The organism is Streptomyces sp. ISL-94 (genome assembly GCF_018614075.1).
Lineage (GTDB): Bacteria > Actinomycetota > Actinomycetes > Streptomycetales > Streptomycetaceae > Streptomyces.
This window is the reverse complement of sequence record NZ_JAGGOZ010000074.1, coordinates 81478-94419: the sequence shown is the minus strand read 5'-3', so window position 1 is coordinate 94419 and position 12942 is coordinate 81478. Positions and strand designations below refer to the sequence as shown.

General features: G+C 71.0%; 7 protein-coding genes. 4 read left to right on the top strand and 3 right to left on the bottom strand.

Annotated elements, in window-relative coordinates:
* Window positions 1-139: 139 nt before the first annotated feature.
* Window positions 140-1315: a winged helix-turn-helix domain-containing protein gene (locus J7E94_RS23015; protein ID WP_215018424.1), complete on the bottom strand. Its 1176-nt coding sequence runs from the start codon at window positions 1313-1315 to the stop codon at window positions 140-142.
* 112 nt (window positions 1316-1427) lie between these two features.
* Window positions 1428-2003 carry a GNAT family N-acetyltransferase gene (locus tag J7E94_RS23010; protein ID WP_215018408.1) on the bottom strand — a complete coding sequence of 192 codons (576 nt, stop codon included), beginning with the start codon at window positions 2001-2003 and terminating at the stop codon, window positions 1428-1430.
* 241 nt (window positions 2004-2244) lie between these two features.
* Between J7E94_RS23010 and secA the strand changes: the two genes are divergently transcribed.
* Window positions 2245-5049, top strand: a complete 2805-nt coding sequence (gene secA / locus J7E94_RS23005) for a preprotein translocase subunit SecA (protein ID WP_215018406.1) — start codon at window positions 2245-2247, stop codon at window positions 5047-5049.
* A gap of 348 nt (window positions 5050-5397) precedes the next feature.
* Here the strand turns inward: secA and J7E94_RS23000 are convergent, their stop codons facing one another.
* Window positions 5398-5832, bottom strand: a complete 435-nt coding sequence (locus J7E94_RS23000) for an Rv3235 family protein (RefSeq protein WP_215018422.1) — start codon at window positions 5830-5832, stop codon at window positions 5398-5400.
* A 544-nt stretch (window positions 5833-6376) separates the two neighbouring features.
* On the opposite strand from J7E94_RS23000, the gene J7E94_RS22995 reads away from it, so the two are divergent.
* The 3 genes from J7E94_RS22995 (at window position 6377) to J7E94_RS22985 (ending at window position 12908) form a co-directional block, all read left to right on the top strand.
* Complete coding sequence (locus J7E94_RS22995) at window positions 6377-6877, top strand: hypothetical protein (protein WP_215018404.1); 501 nt, start codon at window positions 6377-6379, stop codon at window positions 6875-6877.
* On the top strand, window positions 6874-7575 hold the full coding sequence (locus J7E94_RS22990; protein ID WP_215018401.1) for an HAD family hydrolase: 702 nt from the start codon (window positions 6874-6876) through the stop codon (window positions 7573-7575). The genes J7E94_RS22995 and J7E94_RS22990 overlap by 4 nt, the downstream gene beginning before the upstream one ends.
* A gap of 365 nt (window positions 7576-7940) precedes the next feature.
* Window positions 7941-12908 carry an NAD-glutamate dehydrogenase gene (locus tag J7E94_RS22985; RefSeq protein WP_215018398.1) on the top strand — a complete coding sequence of 1656 codons (4968 nt, stop codon included), beginning with the start codon at window positions 7941-7943 and terminating at the stop codon, window positions 12906-12908.
* Window positions 12909-12942 lie beyond the last annotated feature (34 nt).

The following is a 12942-nucleotide window of genomic DNA, read 5'->3' as shown; positions in this document are numbered from 1 at the left end:
TCACCGGGTCGCGACGCCCAGTACGGCACCTCGCCGCGTTGTCGGACCGCGCAAGTACGTCCAGTACGAGCCGCGGCCCTCCGCCTTGCGATGCACCGCACCGGACGCCGCGCCCCGGCAAACCTTTCCGGCCACAGCACTAGGCGGGCAGGGCGGCGAGCTCGGCCGTGACGGCCGCCGCCTCGGCGGGCGAGCCGGCGCGCTCGACCCGTACCTCCTCGCAGCCCACCCACTGAGCCGCCTCCTGCAGGGCCTCCGCCATCGGGCGGGCGGCCTTCGGGGAGGTCAGGGAGAGCTGGCGGGCCACCAGGGTGGAGCCCTCGCGGGCCGGGTCGACGCGGCCCTGGAGCAGGCCGCCCGCCAGCAGCGGCATCGCGAAGTACCCGTGTATCCGCTTCGGCTTGGGGACGTACGCCTCCAGGCGGTGCGTGAAGCCGAAGATCCGCTCCGTGCGGGGGCGGTCCCAGACCAGCGAGTCGAAGGGCGACAGCAGCGTCGTGCGGTGGCGGCCCCGGGGAGGCGTCGCGAGCGCCGCCGGATCCGCCCAGGCCGCCACTCCGCGATGACGCTGTGCCCAGCCCTCGACCTCGACCGGGACCAGACCGGAGTCGGCGATCACCGCGTCGAACTCATCGCCCTTGAGGCGGTGGTAGTCCGCGATGTCCGCGCGGGTGCCGACGCCCAGGGAACGGCCGGCCAGGGCGACGAGGCGGCGCATGCACTCGCGGTCGTCCAGGTCGTCGTGGAGCAGCGCGTCGGGCACCGCGCGCTCGGCGAGGTCGTAGACCCGCTTCCAGCCGCGGCGCTCGCTGCACACCACCTCGCCGGTGTCGAGCAGCCACTCCACCGCGATCTTGGTCTCGGACCACTCGAACCACTCGCCGCCGTTCTTGGCGCCGCCCAGCTCGGTGGAGGTCAGCGGGCCGTCGGCCTTGAGCCGGTCCAGGACCGCCCGCGTCGAGCGCTCCTTGTCCTGGAGGATGTGCCAGCGGTGGCCGCGCGCCCGGCGGGCACGGCGGCGGAAGGCGAAATGCGGCCATTCCTCGATGGGCAGGATGCAGGCCGCGTGCGACCAGTACTCGAAGGCGTGACGGTCCGACCAGTACGCCTTCTCGACCGCTTCGCGGCCCACCGCGCCCAGGCGCGCGTACGGGATCAGCTCGTGAGAGCGGGCCAGGACCGAGATGGTGTCCAGCTGTACGGCGCCGAGGTGGCGCAGAACCCCCCGGACCCCGCCGCGGCGGTCGGGCGCTCCGAGGAAGCCCTGCGCGCGCAGGGCGATCCGGCGGGCCTCATCGGCGGACAACGAGATCATGGTCATGTGCCGAAGCCTAGGCGGCGCCACTGACAACGGGCCCGTACGGGAGCCGGGATGGCAGCCCGAGGCCGCACGGGAGCAGCGCGCCGGCCGGGATTGTGCAGGGCCCCTACTCGGCGGCCGACGCCAGGTACGGCAGCGCGGGGGGCAGGCCGAGGTCGGAGGGGAGCAGGGCGCCGATCCAGCAGTCGCGTGCGGTGCCGTTCCTGATCAGGCCGGCCCGCAGGAGGCCCTCGACGCGGAAGCCGACCTTCTCCGCGACGACGCGGGAGCCGGTGTTGCCCGCCTCGGCGCGCCACTCCAGCCGTACGGCGCCCACCTCGGTGAAGGCCCAGCGGGCGACGGCGGCCACGGCCTCGGTCATGTACCCCAGCCCGCGGTGCTCCTTCACCGCCCAGTAGCCGATCTCGTACGAGTCCGGCCCGTGCACGTGGAGGCCGACGGCGGCGACCAGCGGGCCGCCGGCCCCCCGGCGGACCGCGAAGGGGTACGCCGTGTCCTCGCGCCAGCCGTTCGGTACGACCTCGGTCACGAAGCCGTGCGCGTGGGCGCGCTCGTAGGGGGAGGGGACCATCGTCCAGCGCTGGATGTCGGGATCCTGGGCGGCGGCGTAGACCTCGTCCTCGTCGGCGGGGACGAAAGGCCGCAATTCCAGGCGGGCGGTGGTCAGTGTGGTGGGTTCCATGACGTGATTCTGGTCGTGCCGCGATGCACCGTGCGAACACTTTTTTCGTAAAGGCCTCCGGGACGGCGGCACCTTCGGTGCCACCCGTACGTTCTCAATACGGGCACCCGCGCCCTCGCGGCAACGGCGGACCTCCCGACGCGACCACGTCCTCGCTTACGATGGCCGTTGCGGTGGGGCCCACCTGCCGTGCCCGTGTACGTACAGTGCCCAGGCCCGACCGGCAAGGAGACAAACCTCGGTGTCCGTCTTCAACAAGCTCATGCGTGCAGGCGAAGGCAAGATCCTGCGCAAACTGCACCGCATCGCGGACCAGGTCAACTCCATCGAAGAGGACTTCGTCAACCTCTCCGACGCCGAGTTGCGGGCGCTCACGGACGAGTACAAGCAGCGTTTCCAGGACGGCGAGAGCCTGGACGACCTGCTGCCGGAGGCCTTCGCGACCGTCCGCGAGGCGGCCAAGCGCGTCCTCGGCCAGCGGCACTACGACGTCCAGATCATGGGTGGCGCGGCGCTGCACCTCGGCCACGTGGCCGAGATGAAGACCGGTGAGGGCAAGACCCTCGTCGGCACGCTGCCCGCGTACCTGAACGCGCTGTCCGGCAAGGGCGTCCACCTGATCACGGTGAACGACTACCTCGCCGAGCGTGACTCCGAGCTGATGGGCCGGGTGCACAAGTTCCTCGGCCTGGAGGTCGGCTGCATCCTGGCGAACATGTCGCCGGCGCAGCGCCGCGACCAGTATGCCTGCGACATCACCTACGGCACGAACAACGAGTTCGGCTTCGACTACCTACGCGACAACATGGCGTGGTCGCAGGACGAGCTCGTCCAGCGCGGCCACAACTTCGCCGTGGTCGACGAGGTCGACTCGATCCTGGTCGACGAGGCCCGTACCCCGCTGATCATCTCCGGTCCGGCCGACCAGGCCACGAAGTGGTACGGCGACTTCGCGAAGCTGGTGACCCGCCTGACCAAGGGCGAGGCCGGCCAGCCGCTGAAGGGCATCGAGGAGACCGGCGACTACGAGGTCGACGAGAAGAAGCGGACCGTCGCCATCCACGAGGCCGGTGTCGCCAAGGTCGAGGACTGGCTCGGCATCGAGAACCTCTACGAGTCGGTGAACACCCCGCTCGTCGGCTACCTGAACAACGCCATCAAGGCGAAGGAACTGTTCAAGAAGGACAAGGACTACGTCGTCATCGACGGCGAAGTCATGATCGTCGACGAGCACACCGGCCGTATCCTCGCCGGCCGCCGCTACAACGAGGGCATGCACCAGGCGATCGAGGCGAAGGAAGGGGTGGACATCAAGGACGAGAACCAGACCCTCGCCACGATCACCCTGCAGAACTTCTTCCGCCTCTACAAGAAGCTGTCGGGCATGACCGGTACGGCCATGACCGAGGCCGCCGAGTTCCACCAGATCTACAAGCTTGGTGTCGTCCCGATCCCGACCAACCGCGACATGGTCCGCAAGGACCAGGCGGACCTGATCTACCGGACCGAGGTCGCGAAGTTCGCCGCCGTCGTCGACGACATCGCGGAGAAGCACGAGAAGGGCCAGCCGATCCTCGTCGGTACGACGTCGGTCGAGAAGTCCGAGTACCTCTCCCAGCAGCTCTCCAAGCGCGGCATCCCGCACGAGGTGCTCAACGCCAAGCAGCACGACCGTGAGGCGACGATCGTCGCCCAGGCCGGCCGCCGGGGCGCGGTCACCGTCGCCACGAACATGGCCGGCCGCGGTACCGACATCAAGCTCGGCGGCAACCCGGACGACCTTGCCGAGGCGGAGCTGCGCCAGCGCGGCCTGGACCCGGAGGAGCACATCGAGGAGTGGGCGCACGCCCTGCCCGAGGCGCTCATCAGGGCCGAGGCGGCGGTGAAGGCGGAGTTCGAGGAGGTCAAGGAGCTCGGCGGGCTGTACGTGCTGGGCACCGAGCGGCACGAGTCGCGCCGTATCGACAACCAGCTGCGCGGCCGCTCCGGCCGACAGGGCGACCCGGGCGAGTCCCGCTTCTACCTCTCGCTGGGCGACGACCTGATGCGCCTGTTCAAGGCGCAGATGGTCGAGCGGGTCATGGCGATGGCCAACGTGCCGGACGACGTGCCGATCGAGAACAAGATGGTGACGCGCGCGATCGCGTCGGCCCAGTCGCAGGTGGAGACCCAGAACTTCGAGACGCGCAAGAACGTCCTGAAGTACGACGAGGTCCTCAACAGCCAGCGCGAGGTCATCTACCGCGAGCGCCGCCGCGTCCTGCAGGGCGAGGACCTGCAGGACCAGGTGCGCTTCATGATGGACGACACCATCGACGCGTACATCGCGGCCGAGACGGTCGAGGGCTTCGCGGAGGAGTGGGACCTGGAGCGGCTGTGGGGCGCCTTCAAGCAGCTCTACCCGGTGAAGGTCACCATCGAGGAGCTGGAGGAGGCCGCGGGCGACCGGGCGGGCATCACCGCCGAGTTCATCGCGGAGTCCATCAAGGACGACATCCACGAGCAGTACGCGGCGCGCGAGAAGACGCTGGGCTCGGACATCATGCGCGAGCTGGAGCGGCGCGTGGTGCTGTCGGTGCTGGACCGCAAGTGGCGTGAGCACCTGTACGAGATGGACTACCTGCAGGAGGGCATCGGCCTGCGGGCGATGGCCCAGAAGGACCCGCTGGTCGAGTACCAGCGCGAGGGCTTCGACATGTTCAACGCCATGCAGGAGGGCATCAAGGAGGAGTCCGTCGGCTACCTGTTCAACCTGGAGGTCCAGGTCGAGCAGCAGGTCGAGGAGCTTCCGGTGCAGGACGCGGCGCCGTCGCTGACGAAGGAGCCGGTGCCGGGGGCGCGGCCGGAGATCCGGGCGAAGGGGCTGGATGCTCCGCAGCGGCCGGACCGGCTGCACTTCTCGGCTCCGACGGTCGACGGGGAGGGCGGGGTCGTCGAGGGCGACTTCGAGTCGGACGCCGCCGGTGACGGCGACGGTGACGGGATGACGCGGGCGGAGCGGCGGAAGGCGGCCAAGGCCTCTGGTGGGCGGCGCCGTAAGAAGTAGCCCTGCGCCGGGCGCTGGGTTGCGTTATCGGCCGGGGCCGGACCTGTACGCGGGGTCCGGCCCCGGCCGCGTTGTGTGGGGCGGGTGCGGCGCCGCTGCGCAAGCGGCCCCGGGCTGCGCCCGGGGCTTCTGGGGCTCCGCCCCAGACCCCGCGCCTCAAACGCCGGCGAGGCTCGATTTGTGCGCCTCAAACGCCGGCGAGGCTGAAAGATCGGGGCTCCGCCCCGGACCCCGCGCCTCAAACGCCGGCGGGGCTTGATTTGCGCCGCCTCAAACGCCGGCGGGGCTGAGAGGGCGCCCGCGAGGCTTGATTTGCGCGCCTCAGGCTCCGGCGGCGCTGGATTCTGGTCAGGGGCGGGGGCCCTGGATTTCTACCGCTGCGCAGCGCCAGCGGAGGTCTGGGCCCTGTTCGAGGCGGAAGGCCATCGCCGTCAAGCGATCGCCCGTCGCGATGCGGGCGAAGGCCTCGATGACGCCCGGGCCCGGGGTGAAGCGGCCGCACTGGCGGACGACCGGGCGCAGGCGGTCGCGGAGGGGGTCGGAAGGTGCCAGGGTGACCAGCTGCTGGTAGGCGGGGCCGACGGTGTGGCCCAGGAGCGAGTGGACCGGGCGGCGGCCGCTGACGACCGCCAGGAGGCGTTCGGCGAACCAGTGGTGCGGGCCGGGCCGCAGGGCCCGCGGGGGTCCCGCCGGGCGCCGCGAGTCGTGCCGTCCGGCGGGCCGCGACCGGGCCGGCCCGCCCGGTCGGCGGCGGCTCCCCTCGCCGCCGACCGTGCCGCGCATCGTGGTCTCCATGGGGCCTCCCTCGCGATCTGCCGTACCAATCGGTAACTTGCTGGGGAACCTTGTACGGCCGCCCGGACACGCTCCGCAACCGGCCGGAGACCCCGGTCCCGGCCCCGTGCCGGTTCACCTATCCGAGTGCCAGGCGGGCAGCCCCGGCGCCCTGCGCGGGCCGGGAAGAGGACGCGGGTGGACGCCCCCGCGAACCGCTCCGGCACCCCGAAGGGGGACGGTCCCGGTCACCCACAGGGACGCGCGCGACATCCCCCCGGGTGCGCCGGCCGCGCGGGCCTGGGGGCGTCTCCAGGTGGGGCCGGGTCGCTACCCAGAAGGAGCGCGGCCGGGCCGGCGCCGCAGGGGCCGGGCCCGGTGGGCGTCCCCCGGTGGGCGTCCCCCGGTGGGCGTCCCCCGGTGGGGCGGGGTGTCGCCCCGAAAGGAGAGGGCTGGGCCGGCGCCGTGGAGCGCGTGCCCGGTGGGCGTTTCCCGGTCTGGGTGGGGGCGGTCGTATCCTGGGGGCGTTTCCGACTACCGAAAGCAGCCGGCCATGCGCGTGTACGTCCCCCTGACCCTCCCCGGGCTCGCCGAGGCGCACAAGGCGGGGGAGCTGGGCCCCGCCCCGCTGCGGGCGTACGCCGTCACGCCGGGGCTGCGGGAGTGGTACGTGTCCGACGACATCGAGGAGCTGGAGTACGCGGCCCTCAGCCGGGCCGCCGCCGCCTCCCTGCGGCTGATCGCCGCCGACCCGGCCGCACCGCGCAGGCGCGTCGTCGTGGCCCTGGACGTCGCCGACCAGGCCGCCACCGCCACCCCCGGGCTCGACGAGGCCACGCTCGGCCAGGTCGCCCTCGCCGAGGCCGTACGGCTCGCCAAGGCCGCCGCCGTGCACGTCGACGCCGATGATGCCGAAGGAGACGTCGCCGCGGCCGCCGCCGCCGTGGACGCCGCCGACGGAGGGGACGGCGACGCGCAGTTCGTCGTCGACGGCGCCGAGGACCACGAGCTGCTCTGGTTCGGCGTGCAGGAGATCCCGGGGCTGCTGAAATGACCCGAGCGACCCACATAGTCCGAGCGACCCACATAGTCCGAGCGACCCACATAGTCTGGGACTGGAACGGCACCCTCCTGCACGACATCGATGCCGTGATCGTCGCCACCAACGCGAGCTTCGCCGAGCTCGGCTTCCCGCCGATCACCCTGGAGGCGTACCGCGAGCTGTACGTCGTACCGGTGCCGAAGTTCTACGAGCGTTTCATGGGACGGCTGCCCACCGAGGACGAGTGGACGGTCATGGACGAGGCGTTCCACCGCCACTACTGGGCCGCCGCCGAGGACGCCGGGCTCGCCGAAGGGGCCAGGGAGCTGCTCCAGGACTGGCAGCGGGACGGGCTCACCCAGTCCCTGCTGTCCCTCGCGCCCCACGAGAAGCTCGTACCGCTCGTGCGGTCCCACGGCATCGACCGGCACTTCGTCCGCGTCGACGGGCGGACCGGGCCCTCGCACACGTCCAAGGCAGGCCACCTCGTACGTCATATGGCTGCCATGGAGGCCGCCGGCGTGACGGCCCACCGTACGATCCTGGTGGGAGACGCGGTGGACGACGCCCTCGCCGCGGCTCACGTCGGAGCGCGGGCCGTGCTCTACACGGGTGGTTCGCACAGCCGCCGCAGTCTGGAATCAGCCGGAGTTCCCGTCGTGGACACGCTGGCAGACGCCGTCCGCACCGCTCGCGAACTGTCCGAATAGGTACTGGCACGCGCGGCCGACCGCGTCACTGCGCACATCGTCAAACTTGCGTACTCACTTTTGTACAGATCCGGCCGGTGACGTGGTGGGGGTCTGGCGAGATAGCCTTGTACCCGTGATCAGCGCGATAGTCATCGGGGGCGCCGAAGCCCCCGGCATGCGCCCGGCGCACAACCGTGCCCGGGCCCTCGCTGATCTCCGCCACCGGGACCCGATGACGATGTCTCAATCCCTCCCGGTCGGCTCTCCCGACGGCATAGCGTCGATATCGATTACGGACGGACACCCCGCCTCACCGCGGCGCTACGTCGTTTCTTCCTTCACCACCTACGTCACGCAATGGCGCGCGACAGGAGCCAGAGGACATGCAGACCAAGCTGGACGAAGCAAAGGCCGAGCTGCTGACGAGGGCGGCCCGGGTAGCTGAGAACAGCCCGGCCGGGGGGCTACTTCCGACTGGGTCCGAGCAGGGGGAGCGTCCGGACCAGGACACCGTGCTCGCCTACCTCCAGCGCTACTACCTGCACACCGCCCCCGAGGACCTCTTGGACCGGGACCCGGTCGACGTGTTCGGGGCAGCGCTCTCGCACTACCGGCTCGCCGAGAACCGGCCGCAGGGCACCGCGAACGTACGCGTGCAGACCCCCACGGTCGAGGAGATCGGCTGGACCTCCAGCCACTCGGTCGTCGAGGTGGTGACGGACGACATGCCCTTCCTCGTGGACTCCGTGACCAACGAGCTGTCCCGCCAGGGCCGCGGCATCCACGTCGTGATCCACCCGCAGGTCGTCGTCCGCCGTGACATCACCGGCAAGCTGATCGAGATCCTCGGCCCCGACTGCGACGCCCACGGCCCCCGCACCGCGCGCCCCCACGACTCCCTCGTCGAATCCTGGATCCACGTCGAGATCGACCGCGAGACCGACAAGGCCGACCTCAAGCAGATCACCGTCGACCTGCAGCGCGTCCTGTCCGACGTCCGCGAGTCCGTCGAGGACTGGGAGAAGATGCGCGACGCCGCGCTGCGCATCGCCGACGGCCTGCCCGACGAGCCCACCGCCCCGGACCTGCGCGAGTACGAGCTCGAAGAGGCCCGCGAGCTGCTGCGCTGGCTCGCCGACGACCACTTCACCTTCCTCGGCTACCGCGAGTACAACCTCGTCGACGGCGACTCCCTGGCCGCCGTGCCCGGCACCGGCCTCGGCATCCTGCGCTCCGACCCGCACCACAGCGGCAAGGACGACGGCCACCCGGTCTCGCCGTCCTTCAACCGGCTGCCCGCCGACGCCCGCGCCAAGGCGCGCGAGCACCGCCTGCTGGTGCTGACCAAGGCCAACAGCCGCTCCACCGTGCACCGCCCCTCGTACCTGGACTACGTGGGCGTCAAGAAGTTCGACGCCGAGGGCAACGTCGTCGGCGAGCGCCGCTTCCTGGGCCTGTTCTCCTCCGCCGCGTACACCGAGTCCGTGCGCCGCGTCCCGGTCATCCGCCGCAAGGTCAGCGAGGTCCTCGAAGGCGCCGGCTTCGCGCCGAGCAGCCACGACGGCCGCGACCTGCTGCAGATCCTGGAGACCTACCCGCGCGACGAGCTGTTCCAGACCCCGGTCGACAAGCTCCGCGAGATCGTCACCTCCGTCCTGTACCTCCAGGAGCGCCGCCGGCTGCGGCTGTACCTGCGCCAGGACGAGTACGGGCGCTACTACTCGGCACTCGTGTACCTGCCGCGCGACCGCTTCACCACCGGCGTCCGGCTGCGCCTGATGGACATCCTCAAGGAGGAGCTCGACGGCATCAGCGTCGACTTCACCGCCTGGAACACCGAGTCGATCCTCTCCCGTATCCACTTCGTCGTCCGCGTCCCGCAGGGCAAGGAACTGCCCGTCCTCACCGACGCCGACGTCGAGCGCATCGAGGGCCGCCTCGTCGACGCGGCCCGCTCGTGGGCCGACGGCTTCGCCGAGGCCCTCGTCGCCGAGCTCGGCGAGGAGCGCGCCGCCGAACTGCTGCGCCGCTACGGCACCTCCTTCCCCGAGGGCTACAAGGCCGACCACTCGCCGCGCGCCGCCGTCGCCGACCTGTGCCACCTGGAGAAGCTCTCCGCCAGCGAGCGCCCGTTCGCCCTCTCCCTGTACGAGCCGGTCGGCGCGGGCCCCGGCGAGCGCCGGTTCAAGATCTACCGCACCGGTGAGCAGGTCTCGCTCTCCGCGGTCCTGCCGGTGCTCCAGCGCCTGGGCGTCGAGGTCACCGACGAGCGCCCGTACGAGCTGCGCCGCTCCGACCGCGTCAGCGCCTGGATCTACGACTTCGGCCTGCGGATGCCGCTGTCCGCGGGCAACGGGGACGCGTACCTCGGCGACGACGCCCGCGAGCGCTTCCAGGACGCCTTCGCGGCCGTCTGGACCGGCGAGGCCGAGAACGACAACTTCAACAGCCTGGTGCTGAGCGCCGGGCTCACCTGGCGGCAGGCCGTCGTCCTGCGCGCGTACGCCAAGTACCTGCGCCAGGCCGGCTCCACCTTCAGCCAGGACTACATGGAGGACACCCTCCGCAACAACGTCCACACCACCCGGCTGCTGGTCTCCCTCTTCGAGGCCCGGATGGCGCCCGTCCGGCAGACCGCCGGCAGCGAGCTCGTCGACGCCATGCTGGAGGAGCTGGACGGGGCCCTGGACCAGGTCGCCTCGCTCGACGAGGACCGCATCCTGCGCGCCTTCCTCACCCTCATCAAGGCCACCCTGCGGACCAACTTCTTCCAGCTGAACTCCGTGGGCGAGCAGCACTCCTACGTCTCGATGAAGTTCGACCCGCAGGCCATCCCGGACCTCCCGGCGCCGCGCCCGGCCTTCGAGATCTGGGTGTACTCCCCGCGCGTCGAGGGCGTCCACCTGCGCTTCGGCAAGGTCGCCCGAGGCGGCCTGCGCTGGTCCGACCGCCGCGAGGACTTCCGTACGGAGATCCTCGGCCTGGTCAAGGCGCAGATGGTCAAGAACACCGTCATCGTGCCGGTCGGCGCCAAGGGCGGCTTCGTCGCCAAGAACCTGCCCGACCCGTCGGTGGACCGCGACGCCTGGCTCGCCGAGGGCATCGCCTCGTACAAGATCTTCATCTCGGCGCTGCTCGACATCACCGACAACCTGGTCGCCGGGGAGGTCGTGCCCCCCAAGGGCGTGGTCCGCCACGACGAGGACGACACCTACCTCGTCGTCGCCGCCGACAAGGGCACCGCGACCTTCTCCGACATCGCCAACGGGGTCGCCGAGTCGTACGGCTTCTGGCTCGGCGACGCCTTCGCCTCGGGCGGCTCGGCCGGCTACGACCACAAGGGCATGGGCATCACCGCCCGCGGCGCGTGGGAGTCCGTCAAGCGGCACTTCCGCGAGCTCGGCCACGACACCCAGACCGAGGACTTCACCGTCGTCGGCGTCGGCGACATGTCCGGCGACGTCTTCGGCAACGGCATGCTGCTCTCCGAGCACATCCGCCTGGTCGCCGCCTTCGACCACCGGCACATCTTCATCGACCCGACCCCGGACGCGGCGACCTCGTACGCCGAGCGCCGCCGCCTGTTCGAGCTGCCGCGCTCCTCGTGGGCCGACTACAACACCGAGCTGCTCTCCGCGGGCGGCGGCATCCACCCGCGCAGCGCGAAGTCCATCCCGGTCAACGCCCACGTCCGCGAGGCCCTCGGCATCGAGACGGGCGTCACCAAGATGACCCCGGCCGACCTGATGAAGGCCATCCTCCAGTCCCCGGTCGACCTGCTGTGGAACGGCGGCATCGGTACGTACGTCAAGGCGACGGCCGAGACCCACGCCGACGTCGGCGACAAGGCCAACGACGCCATCCGCGTCAACGGCTCCGACGTGCGGGCCAAGGTCATCGGCGAGGGCGGCAACCTGGGTCTGACCCAGCTCGGCCGCATCGAGTTCGCCCGCAGCGGCTCCGGCGGCGAGGGCGGCAAGGTCAACACCGACGCCATCGACAACAGCGCGGGCGTGGACACCTCCGACCACGAGGTGAACATCAAGATCCTGCTCAACGCGGTCGTCGCGGACGGCGACATGACCGTCAAGCAGCGCAACAAGCTGCTCGCCGAGATGACCGACGAGGTCGGCCGGCTGGTGCTGCGCAACAACTACGCGCAGAACACCGCGCTCGCCAACGGCGCGGCGCAGGCCCCCAGCCTGCTCCACGCGCAGCAGCGCTTCATGCGCCGCCTGGAGCGCGAAGGACGGCTCGACCGGCAGCTGGAGTTCCTGCCCACCGACCGGCAGATCCGCGAACTGCTGAACAACGGCAAGGGCCTGACCCAGCCGGAGCTGGCCGTCCTGTTCGCCTACACCAAGATCACGGTGGCGGACGAGCTCATCCACACCGGGCTGCCGGACGACCCGTACCTGCGGCGCCTGCTGCACGCGTACTTCCCGGCCGCCCTGCGCGACAAGTTCCCCGAGCAGATCGACGGGCACGCGCTGCGCCGGGAGATCATCACCACCCTGCTCGTCAACGACACCGTCAACACCGGTGGTTCGACCTTCCTGCACCGCCTGCGCGAGGAGACCGGGGCCTCCCTGGAGGAGATCGTCCGGGCGCAGCTCGCGGCCCGCGAGATCTTCGGCCTGGCCGATGTGTGGGACGCGGTCGAGGCCCTCGACAACAGGGTCGCGGCCAGTGTCCAGACCCGGGTGCGGCTGCACTCGCGCCGCCTGGTCGAGCGCGGCACCCGCTGGCTGCTGAACAACCGGCCGCAGCCGCTGGAAATCACCGAGACCATCGACTTCTTCGCGGACCGGGTGGGCCAGGTCTGGTCCGAGGTGCCGAAGCTGGTGCGCGGCGCGGACCTGGAGTGGTACCAGTCCGTCATGGACGAGCTGGTCGGCGAGGGCGTCCCGGAGGAGCTGGCGGCCAAGGTCGCCGGGTTCTCCTCCGCCTTCCCGACGCTCGACGTCGTCGCGATCTCGGACCGGACGGGTGGGGAACCGCTGGCCGTCGCCGAGGTGTACTACGACCTCGCCGACCGCCTGGACATCACTCAGCTGATGGACCGGATCATCGACCTGCCGCGGGCCGACCGCTGGCAGTCCATGGCCCGCGCGTCCATCCGCGAGGACCTGTTCGCGGCGCACGCGGCGCTGACGGCCGATGTGCTGTCGGTGGGCAACGGCGACTCGACTCCCGAGGAGCGCTTCAAGGCGTGGGAGGAGAAGAACGCGGCGATCATCGGGCGGGCGCGGACGACTCTGGACGAGATCCGGGGGTCGGACGCCTTCGATCTGGCGAACCTGTCGGTGGCCATGCGGACGATGCGGTCGCTGCTGCGCGCGCACAGCTGATCGCTGGCGCGGGCTGAACCGCTACGGGCCGGGC